Raw genomic sequence first — 15,835 nt, forward strand, 5'->3', positions numbered from 1 at the left:
TATGACGCAAGGCTGTGAGCCGCTCGTTTTCGTAGTTGCTATCTAGTGGTTCCTCATTAAATCGATAATAAAATTCAGGAGCGTTCGATGCACGACGATGCAGATCCGATTGAAACCCGTGAATGGCTGGATTCGCTAGAATCGGTTCTCGAGAACGAGGGGATAGAGCGGACCCGTTACCTGCTCACCCGACTTGCCGAACGCGCCACACGCGATGGTACCCAGCTACCGTACTCCATCGTGACGCCCTTCCGAAATACGATACCGGTCACCCAGGAAGCCAGGATGCCCGGCGATCTCTTCATGGAGCGGCGGATACGCTCGCTTGTGAGGTGGAATGCCCTGGTGATGGTGCTGCGGGCTAACAAGCGTCCGGGTGATCTCGGAGGGCATGTCTCGACCTTCACGTCCATTGCCACTCTTTACGACGTCGGATTCAACTATTTCTTTCACGGCGGTGACGACAAGCGCGAGGCTGACCTTATTTACTGGCAAGGTCATTCATCGCCTGGTATCTATGCGCGCTCCTATCTCGAAGGCCGCATCACCGAAGAACAGATGGATCGCTTCAGAAGCGACGTTGATGGCGGCGGATTGACATCCTATCCGCATCCCTGGCTTATGCCCGAATACTGGCAGTTTCCGACTGTGTCGATGGGCCTTGGTCCGATTCAGGCGATCTACCAGGCGCATGTCATGAAATACCTTCACAGCCGCGAATTGAGCGATCATTCCGAGCGCAAGGTCTGGTGCTATGTCGGCGATGGCGAGTGTGATGAGCCTGAGACGCTTGGCGCCATTGGCCTTGCGGGGCGTGAGAAACTCGATAATCTCATCTTCGTGATCAATTGCAACCTGCAGCGGCTGGATGGCCCAGTTCGGGGCAATGGGAAGATCATTCAGGAGCTTGAAGGAGTATTCAGGGGCGCCGGCTGGAACGTGTTGAAAGTAGTCTGGGGGCGACACTGGGATCCCTTGTTCGAAAAGGACGATAATGGACTGATGCAGAAAGCCATGGATCTCTCCGTCGATGGTGAAATGCAGAACTATAAGTCCAATGGCGGCGCCTATACCCGCAAGCACTTCTTTGGCAAGTATCCTGAGCTGCTAAAGATGGTGGAGGACCTCACCGATGAAGATATCTATCGGCTCAATCGTGGCGGCCATGACCCCTACAAAGTTTACGCCGCTTACCATGCAGCGACCCACCATAAAGGCCAGCCGACTGTCATACTGGCGCACACAGTAAAAGGTTATGGCTTTGGTGAGCAGGGCGAGTCCCAGAACACGACCCATCAGCTGAAGAAGCTGGACATCGAGACGGTGAAGAAATTCCGCGACCGCTTTGGTGTGCCCATTCCTGACGACGAAATCGAGGCGCTGCCGTACTACAGGCCTTCGCCGGATTCGCCGGAAGCGGTCTACATGAAAAAGCGCCGTGAGAAGCTCGGGGGATATCTGCCGAAGCGTCGTGCCGATACGCAGAAACTGCCAATCCCTGGCCTCGATGCTTTCAAAGCCGTGACTGGTGGGAGTGATGGTCGTGAAATTTCATCGACCATGGCATTCGTAAGGGTGCTTAACACGCTCGTCAAGGATAAGCAGATTGGTAAGCGCATCGTGCCCATCGTGCCAGATGAAGCGCGGACCTTCGGGATGGAGGGCATGTTCAGGCAGCTGGGCATCTACACCTCAGAGGGCCAGAAGTACACGCCAAATGACAGCGGTCAGATGATGTTCTACCGCGAGGACAAGCAGGGTCAGATTCTCGAAGAGGGGATCAACGAAGCTGGTGCCATGGCCGCCTGGATGGCTGCGGCGACTTCATACAGCAACAATGACTATCCGCTGATTCCTTTCTACATCTACTACTCGATGTTCGGTTTCCAGCGGGTAGGCGATTTGGCTTGGGCAGCCGGCGATATGCGTTGCCGCGGTTTTCTGCTCGGCGGCACTGCAGGCAGAACAACCCTCAATGGTGAAGGTCTGCAGCACCAGGACGGACATAGTCATGTACTCTCCGCCACGATCCCGAACTGTATTTCCTACGATCCGGTATTCGGCTACGAAGTCGCCGTCATCATTCGCGAGGGCATGCGGCGAATGTATGCCGAAAACGAGAGCGTGTATTTCTATATCACCCTGATGAATGAGAATTACGAGCATCCGGCGATGCCAGAGGGTGTCGAGTCCGGAATCGTCAAGGGAATGTATCTCTTCGAAGAAGGGAGTCGCAACGGCAAGGCCAGGGTGCAATTGCTCGGTAGTGGAACGATATTTAACGAGGTGCGCAAAGCGGCCACGCTCTTGAATGACAAGTACGATATCGATTCGGATATCTGGTGCTGTACCAGCTTCACCGAGCTGGCGCGAGACGGCCACCACGTGCGGCGGTGGAACATGCTGCATCCGACAGAAAACAAGCGTGAAAGCTATGTGGCGCAATGCCTGAAGTCCAAGAAGGGGCCGGTCATCGCCGCCACGGATTACATGCGTTTGTTTGCCGATCAAATTCGCCAGTTCGTGCCACATCACATCTACCAGGTGCTGGGCACGGATGGCTTCGGTAGAAGTGATACCCGTGAGCAGCTTCGATCACACTTCGAGGTCGACCATCGTTACATCGCGGTCGCTGCGCTCGATGCGCTGGTCCAGGACGGCGTGCTCACATCAGATGTCGTGGCCCAGGCCATCGAAGATCTGGGCATCGACCCTGACAAACAGAATCCAGCCGTAGCCTGATCGGGGAGAGCAGAGATGAGCAAGGAAATCAGGGTTCCCGATCTCGGTGGTGCCAGTGACGTCGAAGTCATCGAAATCTATGTGTCGGAAGGTGATGATATCGCAGCAGAGGATTCCATTCTCGCAATGGAGTCCGACAAGGCATCGATGGATATTCCTGCGCCAGAGGGTGGTCGAATCAAGTCCATCAAGGTCAAGGTGGGTGACAAGCTGAACGAAGGTGACGTCATAGCCGAACTTGAGGAGGCAGACGCCGGTGACAAGGCCGATGACGAAGAGGACGGCACGGAAACCGACGGTGACGAAAGTCGGGAGTCGGCCGATGCTGATGAAAGCGACCGGGCGGAAGAGACGCCAGCACCCAGCCCTGATTCAGCCAACCGTGATCCAGATGGTAGCGAAGAGCAGCAGACCAAGGAGAGCGTAGAGCGCTCAGCCGACACCGGCGACGAGGCTGGGTCGACTGAAGTCCTCACCGTGCCTGATCTCGGTGATTTCGGTGAGGTACCGGTTATTGAGATCAGCGTTGCGATTGGCGACGTCATCAAGCCTGAAGACTCGCTGGTCGTGCTTGAGTCTGACAAGGCGACCATGGATGTGCCCGCCTCGAAAGGTGGGAAGGTTGTCGAGATCCTCGTGGCTGTGAACGATAAGGTCAAACAGGGCTCGCCTGTAGTGAGGATCGAGGTCGAGGGTGGTGGTGCCAGATCGTCTGACTCCGAAGAAAAAGGCAAATCTGGCACTGGTGCGGCGAAAGACGGTGGAAAGTCTGCCGAACGCACGTCCTCAGCAGCTGCAGAGAAAGGTGAATCGGACGAAGCCGACTCTCAGAGGCCTGAGAAGGCGCCGAAGGTGCGGCGTGAGGCGACCGATGGCCGCGAGCCAGCCTCAAGTGCAGTACACGCGGGACCAGCGGTCAGAAAGCTGGCCAGGGAGCTCGGCGTCAAGCTGGAAAGCATCGAGGGCTCGGGGCCGAAGCAGAGGATACTCAAGGAGGACCTGCAGGACTTCGTGAAGTCCAATATGCAGGCTATTGGCAAAGCGGGCAGTGCCGGCGGCGGTATTCGCATAGCCTCTGTTCCGTTACCGGACTTCAGCCAGTTTGGTGAGACCAGTCGTCAGGCGATGACGAAAATACAGAAACTGACCGCAGAGAACATGAGCCGCAGCTGGCAGACTGTTCCTCATGTTACTCAGTTCGACGAAGCTGATATCACGGAACTGGAAGACTTTCGCAAGGCTCAGAAAGCTGCCGCTGAACGGCAGAATACGAAGCTGACCATTCTGCCTTTTCTGTTGAAAGCATGTGCGATTGCGCTTCGACGCATTCCCCAGTTCAACGTGGCGCAGGACTTCGACCGGCATGAGCTCGTGCACAAAGACTATGTGCATATCGGCATGGCGGTCGACACACCGTCTGGCCTGCTGGTACCTGTCATTCGTGATGTCGATCAGAAAAGCATCTGGGACATCGCACGCGAGTGCATTGAACTGGCCAACAAGGCTCGCGACAAGAAGCTCAAGTCGAGCGAGATGCAGGGCGGATGTTTCACCATATCAAGCCTGGGTGCCATCGGCGGTACAGCCTTTACGCCTATAGTCAACACGCCCGAGGTTGCTATCCTTGGCGTGTCGAGGGCCAGCATCAAGCCGGTATATGTAGAAGGCAGCTTCCAGCCACGGCTCATGCTACCGCTATCGCTGTCTTACGATCATAGGGCAGTCAATGGGGCTGATGCCGCGCGCTTTACATCTTTGTTAGGTGAGCTGCTTGGTGATATACGCCACATGTTGTTGTAGGCGGCTGTGTTAGCATGCGAGACATAAGAAGTACTTGAGGAGACGGGTCGCCGCTGACCCGTCGGCTACCATTACAACAAGAGGTTACTCCGTCCTTGTCCAGACTAACTGCGTTTATCCGTTTGATATCAAAGAAAACAGTCGTCAGTGCAATCTTCTGCACGGCACTTTTCACTGTCCAGCCTGCACAGGCCATAGAGCAGGCCGATAAGCTGGCCAAGTTGCTCAAGGCAGAGAAGTATGAAGACGCCATCAAGTTGCTTCAGAAACAGAGTGACAAGGGTGAAGTGGCGGCTACCTATCTGCTGGCCATGATGTACGACCACGGCCGTGGCACTGAGCAGAACTTCGATAAAGCATTCGAGCTGTTCATGATCGGCGCTAAGACCGGTCATCACCCGTCGGAAAATAGCGTTGGCCAGGCCTATAACAATGGTAAGGGTGTGGAACTCGATCATGCCAAAGCCGTGGAATGGTTCCGTAAAGCTGCTGAAGGCGGCAATGCCACCGCTCAATATAATCTCGGTCTGCGCTACAGCCTTGGTGAAGGTGTCGATAAGGATGAAGCAAAGGCGCTGGAATGGTTCCTGAAAGCTGCCGAACAGGACAATCCCTTTGGGCAGTACAATGCAGCGTATGCCTACGCTACAGCAGCCGGCACCGAGAAGAATATGATCGAAGCTTTGAAATGGGCGAAGCTGGCCTCTGAAAAAGGTTTCAAACCCGCTGTAGTGTTCACGTCTTTCCTGGCATCCAAAACCACGGAGGAGGAGCGAAAGGCTGCCCTGGACAAGATCGGCGCTTTCAAGATGCAGCAGGCTGGGCTCGTCGACCTCAACGCACAGAAATAGATGCGCTTACGTGGGGGCATAAAAAAAAGTGCAGCAGCCTTCTCCGCTGCTCTTCTGTCGTCGGCTATTGCCGGCTGTGCCTATCACACGGTGCTTGGGAGCTTTGATCACACCCGTGAAGTGTGTGAAATACATGATCGCTCTGATCGTTGTTATTACGTCGTTTCGCCATCTACAACTGAACCAAACGATCCCTCCGCACTTATTCTCATGCTACACCCTGCGCTGGCGCCTCCCGGTCTGACCGAATGGATTACAGGCTTCGCGGAGGAGGCCGTGGCGCGTGGAGATGTGGTCATCTACCCCTCGGGTATCGGGCGCAGCTGGAATGACGGTCGTGGTGGCCGGACGACGGTGGCCGAATGGCTCGATGCCGATGACCTCGGCTACATATCCGGTGCCGTAAAGACGGTGGCTGCTGACTATCCTGGTCGACCGCTCTATATCGTTGGTATGTCCAGTGGCGGCATGCTGGCCATGCGCATTCTCTGCCAGTCGCAGGAGAGCGGTTTCGGCGGCCTCGAAATTGCCGGTGCAGCAACGGTTGTCAGTAGCTTGCCAGGGCGTCTGGTACAGGACTGCGAGCCGCAGGCCTATTCCGACCTCCTGATGATCTATGGCGATGACGACTGGATTCTGCCTTCGAGCGGTGGAGATATATTCTTTCTTGACTTCCTGTTCGGGAATATTCTCTCCCGCGATGAAACGGTGGAAGCCTTTAGGAAAATCAATGGCTGCGAGCCGGATCCCATAACGCTGCGCCTTAATCGCAATGAAGACGGCAGTGTCCGAAATCAGGCCTTCTTTGATGACTGCGAATCGCAGAAATTCGTCGAGGTAATGACCCTGGAGAATGCCGGCCATACGTGGCCAGGTGAACCTCAATGGTTGGCATGGCTGACTTGGCGGGGTGGGGTGAGCGACGAAGTGGATGCCACCAACTACATCCTCGACTGGATGGATGCCAGCAAAGCTCGGAAGCAAAAAAAAGGCGTACCTGAATAAGGTACGCCTTTCTGTCACAGTCCCTAAAGGGGGGACGCTCCAGGAAGTTAGAGCGGTATCTGGTTGCAGTTGATGGCGGGAACACCGTTTAACGACAGCGTCGAAGCTAACTTGCCATTCTCGCCGCTCCCATCATTCGTGACGGCAACTTCAACGGGACCATAGCATTCAGGCGCGCTCCCATCGACAGCCGGGCCACGAGTAGTTATGAAAGCGTCGTGGCCGCCAGATGCGAGGGTGTATACAAGCGAGTCAAACACGTAAGCACCGCCTTCGAGCCTGATGTTGTATCCCTTTATAGGTGCAAATTGCCAATCTGGCTTACGTGCGATAGTTACGGCCGTCACTGTGGCTTCAGGAGCAGTTGACCAATCAGTAAGTGTGGTCGAACTACCCTTCTGGTCTAGCCAGGTATCAACACGGCTTACGATCGTGCCTTTAAGGCTAGAAAAACTAGCGGCTGGAGCGGCACTCTTCTGGCCTAACCCCAGCTGATTGAAAGCCGCCTCGAAATTGCTACCAGTTTGAACAGCTGCGAGAGACCAGTTTTTCATATCGCTACGTGTCAGATTAAGTCCATCCGGGCTGAGTATGTAGGCCAGAGTTGTAGCGTAATATGGATAAAGTTGGAAAAAACGAGGATCGTTGGTTCCTGAAATGCCGGCACTTTGCGTCGTTTTCATCTCCATCGGATTGGGTAAGGCACCATTGGGCGCAATAGTCGAGGTCCAAGAAGTCGACGAACCTACCAATGCATTATCTCCCGAAAAGTTTGCCAGGCCCTCGTCAAACCAGAAGTGAATCTCTTCGTAATTATCTGTAGTACTTCTCAGACGCTCAGTAATAGAGTTGGCGAACTGATCCTTGGCCTGCCGATAGAACCCCGCGTCTTTATCAAAGGGTCCGATCTCCGCGAAAATATCTCGAGAATCGAGCGGATTGTTCACTGACTTTACGCAGATAAAATAAGGGAGCGTACCGGGGGTGTCGTCAGTCGCCTCAGGGGTGGGCTTTTCAACTTTCTTGGTTCCAACGAGGTCGGTGATTAGTTCTGGTTCACCCCCAGTGAACCCATAGTTCGTAAGCGTTGCGTCAAGCGCAAGAGCTGAGATTTTTGCAAGACGCAACCGCTCCGCTTCAGTAAGACCGGAGTTACTCTGAAAGCCGACCTGAAGCTTTCGGGCGCTATCGATATAATAAAATTTCTGCGGTTTGCAAACGTTGAAAGCTCCCGAAGCAGGGGTCTGGTCTGGAGCTGATCGTTCAACAACTGTGTAGCCTGCAATAGCTTCATCAAGAGTCTGAAAGGCGGTCTCTTCGACTGGATCGAGTCCGCCTTGATCTATCTCTGTTTCTTCTGGAGTGGCAACGGGTGGCGGCGTGCTACCAGTCCCTTTACTCTTGCTACTACCACCGCCACCACAGGCAGCTAGCGAAACCAATGCAATCGTAAGTGCCGTGAGCTTGAACCCGTTTGCCACATTGCCATACCGCATACACAAAACCCCAAAATGAGAAATTAGCTGAACCTTCCTTAAGCCTAAGCAAGAGCCAGGCCAACTTAATTCTAAGCTGTATGAAGTTTGAGCAAAGGAAAAATCAAAGTAAATAGGTAGTTAAGACAGGTTTAGATTAGATTTTAGCAATAGTCCGTGAAAACAAATTGATGGTTTGTGTAAATAGATGTTGCTGTAATGTAAAAAGGGGGTTGTTCTTGCAAAAACATTACCGCGCCTGTAGTTCAAATGGTTGAGCAATTCTGCCTTCACGCTCTTGGCCGCTAGTTTCGGCGTTATCAACTACGGGTTCATTGGTCGAGATCTGCGCAGGGTCGAGCGAGGTGGTTTCAACCAGTCGCTGATAAACTGCCTTAGACCGTTCGAGGGCAAGCTGCATGAGCATTTCGTCACTGATTTCAATACTGTCTTCTGCCGCTTGCTTGAGCAGGGCCAAATATTCGGCATCACTATTCTGAGGCGCTTCGGCGTTTTGGGCATCAGAGTCGGCTTCGCGTGTCCGCTTAGGTAACTCACTGCCTTGGGCTTCGAGATAATCTTCATACGAGGCTATCTCGTTGCCACCCATAAGCTGGCGACGACCCATCTCTGTCGCCAGCTGCGACTGCGCCAGCGCCGGAGCGTCAACTGCGCGTGAGGCGCGACCAGTCACTCCGACTTTGAGATCCGGTCGCTCCTTCAATGCTGTAGAGAGACTCTGGATAGAACCCTTGGCGGTTTCTGACAGGGTGCTGGAGCCGGCTTCGAAATCTACTTTTTCGATGTCGTCTCCGCCACTGCCGACAAGTCGTCCTATCAGTTTGAATGGCGACTTGACCGCTGTCTTGAGAAGATTGGTGAATGCGTTCCAGATGACTTTGTCGAGAGCGAAATTCGGATCGCTCAGACTGCCTTTCACTGGCACGTCCAGGTTGATAGTTCCATTGGAGTCCTTCAGTAGTGCAATAGCCAGGCTGACCGGTAGGTCGATGGCTTCCTTGCTGTCCACCGACTCCCCAAGTGAGAACTCTTCAATAACGATATCGTTTGAGGCATTTAGCTCGCCTGCCTCCACCTTGTAGTCGAGGTTGAGCCTGAGCTGTCCACGCTGGATCTTGCGCCCGATGTATTTGGCTGCGTAGGGCGACACTGTGGTGAGATGGAAGTTCTTTACCACCAGGCCGAGGTCCAGATAGAGCTGCTCAGCCAGGGCATTGAGATCCCCCTTGATGGTTACTGTGCCGAATTCGCCGACCGATCCTGCGATATCCACTTCGCTGCGGGCGTCGGGTCGCGATGACATGCCGGTGATGGCCCCGCCCAATGATTTCATTGGCAACACCACGGAGGGCTCGATGCTGTTGTCTTCGAAATAGAGGCGACCGTTTTCAAAAAGAACGCGCGCGATGTTGATTTCTGCCTTCGGCTCTACTGCGACATCACTGCTACCATTTGAAGCCTCGGGCGCGTCAGTTGGTGTCTCTCCTCCGGCATCTGGTGTCGCTGGAAACAGCGCCGAAAAATTAGTCTCGCCGGTGTCGTTGATCTTGAATTGCCCGTAGGGCTTGATGGCTGTCAACGTGTCTATAGTGACTACTGCTGGTGCAAATTCCGCCCTCATGGGCCCAGTGCGGAGGCTTTTCCAGCCTATGAGTTCTGCCTTGAGAAGAGGGTCTGTGGCATCGAAGTCATCAACGTCAATGTTGCCAGTGAAATGACCGATATCGCTATCGCCCGTTAGCACCAGTTCACCCTTGCTCGACAGATTGCCCGTGTTTAGCTGCAAGTCGATGAACTGGCTCACGTAGGCTTGGGCGAGTGGCACGTGGAGCTTTTGAATGGACAGCGCCGTTTCGACTTTTGCTTTTGCAGGCACGATCGTACCCTCAATTTCAACAGGTCCTGACTGTTCCGGCGTCATCGATGCGCTGAATGCCTTCTCTTCATCCAGGTTCTGGCTCAGGCCCTGCATCTGCGCGGAAATCTTCTCTACACTGATGTTGGCCGGATTACTAAGCGTTCGGTCTATCCAGGTAACACGGGAATCGCTCAGGTCTATGCGTTCGATCTGCCATTCGAAAGAGCCGGCATCTGCATTGGCGTCTGCACTTGAGGGCTGGTTTTCAGTAGTGTCAGCCTCGTTTGTCATGCCGGTATAGGGCCATGCCACATTGATCTGGCTCTGCGCATTGCGGATAAGCGTGAGGTCTGCAGCAGTGAGATAGGCTTCCTGAATATCGAGATCGGCGGCGTTGTAATCGTAGTCGACGCCCCGCAAGCCCATCTTGCCTATCGTGCCAAGCTCGACAGTATCGAACGCCTTGGTCTCTGGTAGCTCAACAGCAAGATCGCTGATTTCAGCGGAGGCATCGCTAACCTGAAGATGCAGGGCCTGCTGTGTATCAGGCTGCCAACTGAAGACATAGCTGGTACCAACATCGAGGCGCCCTGAGCTGACCTTATAGTCAACAAGAGGCTGAACGTAAGGCCAAAGGTGCGCGAGGTTGAAGCCGGACAATTCGAGCCGCCCATTCGAACGATATGGTTCGGCATCAATAGAGCCCTCCCATTGGACTTTTTGCGACTCACCCAGCGTTATGGAAGCGACATAGCGACCATCTCGGCCTTCATAAGTGACGAAATCACTGACAAGAAGGTCTATAGGGCTGATGTCGTGTTGAATTTTGCTGCCTTGGCTGCGGTCAATTACTTCGACGCGGCCGTCGGTCAGCACGATTTCCTTCAGAAGAATACGTGGCAGCGCACCCGCATCCTGTTGATCCTCGGGCGCGGGCTTGTTGTGTGCTGCCCAGGCCTTGCCAAAGTTGGTCTGGACGGACTCGTCGATTTCCACCAGCGTGTACAGGTCGTTCAGGTGCGACGGTTCGAGTGTCCAGGCCCAGTAATACAGCGAGCCTAGATCAAAGTTGATGTAGAGTTCCGAAAAAGAAACGATGGTTCGATCTGAGTCATCCCTCATGTCGAAATCATTCACTTCGAGGGACATCTCGAAAGGATTGAAGCTGACGTCTGCAGGACCGCCCGTCCAGCCGAAGCGTTGCTCGATGGCGTCTTCAGTATAATTTTTGATGAGGTAGGGTACGAGGAAAAAGCCGATGAGCGCGTAGAGCAGAATGACGAAGAGTAGCCAGAACAACTTCGACTTGTACCACTGACTGGTTAAAAGGCGAGTGTCTGGCTTCATCTTCGGGCTCCTCAGTTAGCGGGGTTGCCTGCTGACTGGGGACCCAGCAAGCCTACTGAGTCATACTCCGAAAACCGAGGATAGGATCAGAACAGATAGCCCAGCTGGAAAGCTGCGCCCGTTGAAGACTCGCCTACAAAGGCAGCCAGATCAATTCTGGTGCCGCCCGGACTAAAGCCAAGCCCGGCGCTCAAGAGGGTATCCTGGTCGATATCACCGCCTTCGGCGCCACCGTGTCTGAGATTCTTGCTGAATCCACCGCGCAGGTGCAGCCAGTCGAGAGGACTGTATTCACCGCCGATAGCCAGCAGTTGGCGGTCCCCCTCGAAGCCAACCCCCTCGCTACGGGTAAGGTCCAGCTCCGCAGTCACAACATAGTTTTCGCCGGTATAGCCAAGGCCCGCCTGAACTTGCGGATTGAGCTCCATTGTATTGCCGCCCGCTGTTTCAAAATCGTAGGGAACGATGTTCTTGATGACCAGCGCGAAGGACATCGCTTCGAGACTATCGAGTTGAGCAGAGGCGCCCAAGTCCATATTGAACACGGTCTTCTGTTCTTCAGATTCTCCGGCATCGAAATCATTTTCGTCGAACGAGTTGGCGTTGGCGGTGTAATCGAAGGTGCGGACGTGCTGCAGTTTCGGCGCTGCGCCAACCTGAAGATTCATCGTGTTCAGCCTGAAATTATGCCCATAGGCAATACCAACTTCAGCGATCGCTATACCAAGAATGCTGGCGTTGGACCGCGGGTCATCAGTAGGTCGCTCCAGATCCGCATCAAGACCAGAAGTATCGTTGGCGTCAGCTGCATCGAGTGCTGCCTGAGCCGCATCGATGACGGCGTTGACCGTGCCCGAATCGTTATATCTTGAGATGCCGTTGAGTTCGACGTTGGTGCCTGCGAAGACTGCGTAGCCAGGTTTGTCACCTCCGGTTCTCGACAGTGCGGTGCCCAGGCCCAATCGCACCTGCAGAGCCTCACGGTCTATCTCACCGAGGCTGGCGTCGACAGCTCTGGCCTTCTCTATGGCATTGGCGAGAGCATCGCGTGCTTCTGCTTCAGTCGCACCGCTATTGCTACCATTGAAGGCATCAACGGCGTTGACGAATTCGTCCCAGCGATCGTTATCCTGGAAATCGTCAATGTTGTCGACCAGGTCCTCATCCATCGCTGCACTGACACGCAAAGACGGCAGTAATAGGGCGGTGCGGCGTTTGTCCCGGGCGCTCGGCATAGCCAGCAACGCCGGGTTCAGAAATGGGGCTGCCAGGGGATTTTCGATGGCGATGCCTGTCCTGCCCATAGCCGCCGATCTGGCATCGGAGAAGCCACGGGGTGCGGCGGACACGTTGACGGCAGTGGCGGCGAGGCAGACTGCCAAAGCGTTGATGGCGAAAAATTTCGGGTTTGAAGCAGCATTATTCATAGGCGTCGGCACAAGGTCTGATTCTGAAAAGAGATAAGCTGAAAGCCTAGCACTCACCGAAGCCAAGACAGGCTGTAGTTGCAAAAAGCAACATTTCCTTACTGCACCGCATCGGTGCGGAAGGCGACATCTTGTCGTGCACCAGATTGGCATGCGACCGAGGTGCGACTCAATTTGGACCGCTTCCCCCGTGGTGTCTGCATCAACTTAGTGCGAAACACCCCTTTCCAAAGAGGCTTGAAGTTCTTAACTATATTCTATGTGATTGATATTTAAGGGTTAAAGTGCGTTTCGTTTAGGCTGGTCTGGATATTGCTGTATGGGAGGTAATCAATTCGGTATGGCTATTATTCGAGGCAGACATGAACCAAACCCTTCCTTCGCAGCAGCACATCGTCGTGGTCGGCAACGGCATGGTCGGCCACAAGTTTGTTGAGTCGCTTGTCGAAGCCATTGCAGCCGGCGATGCGGATCAAGATTTCAAGATCACAGTGCTGGGAGAAGAGCCCCGCGGCGCCTACGACCGAGTGCAGCTTTCCAAGTACTTCTCCGGCACCACTGCCGAAGAACTCTCACTGATCAGGCCTGGCTTTTACGAAGACAACGCGATCGATCTGCGACTGAATGCGTGTGTAGCCCACATCGATTCAGCGCAATCGCGGGTTACCCTGAAGTCTGGCGAAATTGTGCCTTATGATCAGCTGGTGCTCGCTACTGGCTCCTACCCCTTTGTTCCACCATTCCCAGGACATGATCGGGCAGGCTGCTTCGTCTACCGCACCATCGAAGATCTCGACGCGACGATTGCAGCGTCGAAAGGCAAGAAGGTTGGTGTCGTCGTGGGGGGCGGCCTGCTTGGTCTCGAAGCTGCCAAAGCGCTCAAGGATCTGGGGCTTGAGACCCATGTCGTCGAATTCGCACCACAGTTGATGGCCGTGCAGCTGGATCGCCAGGGCGGTACCCTGCTGCAGCAGAAGATCGAAGAACTCGGCGTGGATGTGCACTGTTCGAAGAACACCAAAGAGGTCGTCGATGGTGAGGATTGTGCTCAGCGCATGATCTTTGCGGACGGCAGTCACCTCGAAACCGACATTATTCTGTTTTCCGCTGGCATTCGGCCACGTGATGAACTCGCAAAACAGTCCAGGATAGAAGTAGGGCCGCGTGGTGGTATCGTGGTCGATAACCAGTGCCGCACTTCGCTCCCTAATGTTTATGCCATCGGTGAGTGCGCACTCTGGAACAACCAGATTTTCGGCCTGGTCGCCCCGGGTTATCAGATGGCCGAAGTGCTGGCGAATCATCTGCTCGGCAGGGCATCGTCGTTTACCGGCGCAGACATGAGTACCAAGTTGAAACTTCTCGGTGTGGACGTGGCCAGCATCGGCGATGCGCATGGCAAGTCGGCTGGTGCGAAATCCTACACCTGGCTCGATGAAGATGCGCAGACCTACAAGAAGATCGTAGTGAGCCAGGACAAGAGGCACCTGCTCGGCGCGATCCTCGTCGGCGATGCCGACAGCTACGGTGCGCTGCTGCAGTACATGCTCAACGCCATTGAGTTGCCAAAAAATCCAGAGCAACTCATTCTGCCATCGTTCGGCGATGCGCCTGTTGGACTGGGTGTGGATGCGCTGCCAGCGACCGCACAGATCTGCTCATGTCACAACGTAAGCAAGGCGGATATCTGCAGCGCTATCGAAGGTGGGGAGACCCAACTTAGCGGGCTGAAGAGTTGCACCAAAGCAGGCACAGGCTGTGGCGGCTGCACAGCCTTGCTGGGCCAGGTACTGAACAACGAGCTCGAAAAGCTCGGGATGGAGGTCAACCGCGATCTCTGCGAGCACTTTCCGCACACCCGTCAGGAGCTCTATCACCTTGTGCGGGTGGGCAATATCCGACGCTTTGAAGACTTGATTGCCAAGCATGGTCGCGGTCGCGGCTGCGACATCTGTAAACCTACGGTCGGCTCTATTTTTGCGAGCTGCTGGAACGAATACGTGCTCGAAAAAGAGCATGCCGGCCTTCAGGACACTAACGATTATTTTCTCGGCAACCTGCAAAAGAATGGGACCTACTCGGTTGTTCCGAGGATAGCCGGCGGCGAGATCACACCTGAGAAGCTTATTGTGCTCGGGGAGATTGGTCGTGACTTCAATCTATACACCAAGATCACCGGGGGCCAGCGCGTCGATCTTTTCGGCGCCAAGCTCAATGACCTGCCACAGATCTGGAAATTGCTCATCGACGCTGGTTTCGAGACTGGCCATGCCTATGGCAAATCCATGCGAACCGTGAAGTCGTGTGTCGGCAGTACCTGGTGCCGCTACGGCGTGCTCGACAGCGTCGGTATGGCGATCAGGATCGAAAATCGCTACAAGGGCATCCGCTCTCCGCACAAATTCAAGCTGGCGGTATCAGGCTGCACGAGAGAGTGCGCCGAAGCCCAAAGCAAGGACGTGGGCGTCATCGCCACGGAAAATGGCTGGAACCTCTACGTAAGTGGCAACGGCGGCATGAAGCCACGGCATGCTGATCTGCTGGCAACCGGACTGGATGACGAGACCCTGTTCAAGTACATCGATCGCTATCTGATGTTCTACATCAAGACCGCGGATCGGCTGCAGCGCACGAGCACCTGGCTGGACAACCTCGAAGGCGGCCTGGACTACGTGAAGGACGTCGTCTGCAACGACAGCCTGGGCATCGCCGAGGAACTCGAGGCGCAGATGCAGTATCTCGTTGACCAGTATCAGTGTGAGTGGAAAACGACCATCGAAGACACTGAGAAGCTCAAGCGCTTCCGTCACTTCGTCAACAGTGAGCAGCACGATGAGGAAGTGCTCTTCGTGGAGGAGCGGGGGCAGATTCGTCCAGCGAATAACCAAGAAAGGATCCTGGCCAGATCAGCTTGAGCTATTCACGACACCAAACCCCAAGGCAACAGGAGCATGAGACCATGAGTAACTATATGACAGTCTGCAGTGTCGACGACATTATCGGCAACCTTGGTGTGAATGTGCTGGTAGACCGCCGACAGGTGGCGATATTCATCATCGATAACCAGCCATACGCGCTGTCGAATTTCGATCCGTTCAGTAAGGTGAACGTGCTGTCGCGAGGCATCATCGGCGATTTGAAAGGCGAGCTGGTCGTGGCCTCGCCAGTCTATAAACAGCACTTCTCACTAACGACTGGCCGCTGCCTGGAAGATCCCTCAGTGAGCATACCTGTCTATCAGGTGAGAATTCAGGATGGTCTGGTTCAGGTGTCTACCGCAGTCGAGGCTTCGGCGGCAGCGTGAGCAGC

Annotated in this window: 9 protein-coding genes; 6 read left to right on the top strand and 3 right to left on the bottom strand. The window is 54.6% G+C overall.

From position 1 onward, the window contains the following. Positions 1-87: 87 nt before the first annotated feature. The 4 genes from aceE (at position 88) to ACH3PB_RS20150 (ending at position 6,398) form a co-directional block, all read left to right on the top strand. Positions 88-2,742: a pyruvate dehydrogenase (acetyl-transferring), homodimeric type gene (aceE, locus tag ACH3PB_RS20135; protein ID WP_416397275.1), complete on the top strand. Its 2,655-nt coding sequence runs from the start codon at positions 88-90 to the stop codon at positions 2,740-2,742. Positions 2,743-2,757: 15 nt separating this feature from the next. Then, positions 2,758-4,542, top strand: coding sequence for a dihydrolipoyllysine-residue acetyltransferase (gene aceF, locus ACH3PB_RS20140; protein ID WP_416397276.1), 1,785 nt, complete (start codon positions 2,758-2,760; stop codon positions 4,540-4,542). 95 nt (positions 4,543-4,637) lie between these two features. Next, complete coding sequence (locus ACH3PB_RS20145; RefSeq protein ID WP_416397277.1) at positions 4,638-5,393, top strand: tetratricopeptide repeat protein; 756 nt, start codon at positions 4,638-4,640, stop codon at positions 5,391-5,393. Between the two features lie 210 nt (positions 5,394-5,603). Next, positions 5,604-6,398: an alpha/beta hydrolase family esterase gene (locus ACH3PB_RS20150; RefSeq protein ID WP_416397278.1), complete on the top strand. Its 795-nt coding sequence runs from the start codon at positions 5,604-5,606 to the stop codon at positions 6,396-6,398. Positions 6,399-6,445: 47 nt separating this feature from the next. On the opposite strand, the gene ACH3PB_RS20155 is transcribed toward ACH3PB_RS20150, so the two are convergent. The 3 genes from ACH3PB_RS20155 to traF form a co-directional block, all read right to left on the bottom strand. Then, positions 6,446-7,894: a hypothetical protein gene (locus ACH3PB_RS20155; RefSeq protein WP_416397279.1), complete on the bottom strand. Its 1,449-nt coding sequence runs from the start codon at positions 7,892-7,894 to the stop codon at positions 6,446-6,448. Between the two features lie 229 nt (positions 7,895-8,123). Further along, the gene (locus ACH3PB_RS20160; RefSeq protein WP_416397280.1) at positions 8,124-11,099 is read right to left on the bottom strand and encodes a DUF748 domain-containing protein; all 2,976 of its coding nucleotides are present in this window, start codon (positions 11,097-11,099) and stop codon (positions 8,124-8,126) included. A gap of 86 nt (positions 11,100-11,185) precedes the next feature. Further along, a complete protein-coding gene (gene traF / locus ACH3PB_RS20165; protein WP_416397281.1) occupies positions 11,186-12,526 on the bottom strand; it encodes a conjugal transfer protein TraF in 1,341 nt (446 codons plus the stop codon). Positions 12,527-12,888: 362 nt separating this feature from the next. On the opposite strand from traF, the gene nirB reads away from it, so the two are divergent. Then, positions 12,889-15,441, top strand: coding sequence for a nitrite reductase large subunit NirB (gene nirB / locus ACH3PB_RS20170; protein WP_416397282.1), 2,553 nt, complete (start codon positions 12,889-12,891; stop codon positions 15,439-15,441). A gap of 44 nt (positions 15,442-15,485) precedes the next feature. After that, positions 15,486-15,830 (top strand): nitrite reductase small subunit NirD, encoded by a 345-nt coding sequence (gene nirD / locus ACH3PB_RS20175; RefSeq protein WP_416397283.1) that lies wholly within the window; start codon positions 15,486-15,488, stop codon positions 15,828-15,830. Positions 15,831-15,835 lie beyond the last annotated feature (5 nt).

The sequence above is a fragment of the Allohahella sp. A8 genome, from assembly GCF_047946665.1.
In the GTDB taxonomy this organism is placed as follows: Bacteria; Pseudomonadota; Gammaproteobacteria; order Pseudomonadales; family Oleiphilaceae; genus Allohahella.

Excerpts from the sequence above, each read along its gene's own strand:
- aceE (WP_416397275.1), top strand. The coding sequence starts at position 88 with ATGCACGACGATGCAGATCCGATTGAAACCCGTGAATGGCTGGATTCG.
- traF (WP_416397281.1), bottom strand. The coding sequence starts at position 12,526 with ATGAATAATGCTGCTTCAAACCCGAAATTTTTCGCCATCAACGCTTTG.
- nirB (WP_416397282.1), top strand. The coding sequence starts at position 12,889 with ATGAACCAAACCCTTCCTTCGCAGCAGCACATCGTCGTGGTCGGCAAC.
- ACH3PB_RS20155 (WP_416397279.1), bottom strand. The coding sequence starts at position 7,894 with ATGCGGTATGGCAATGTGGCAAACGGGTTCAAGCTCACGGCACTTACG.
- aceF (WP_416397276.1), top strand. The coding sequence starts at position 2,758 with ATGAGCAAGGAAATCAGGGTTCCCGATCTCGGTGGTGCCAGTGACGTC.
- nirD (WP_416397283.1), top strand. The coding sequence starts at position 15,486 with ATGAGTAACTATATGACAGTCTGCAGTGTCGACGACATTATCGGCAAC.
- ACH3PB_RS20150 (WP_416397278.1), top strand. The coding sequence starts at position 5,604 with ATGCTACACCCTGCGCTGGCGCCTCCCGGTCTGACCGAATGGATTACA.
- ACH3PB_RS20160 (WP_416397280.1), bottom strand. The coding sequence starts at position 11,099 with ATGAAGCCAGACACTCGCCTTTTAACCAGTCAGTGGTACAAGTCGAAG.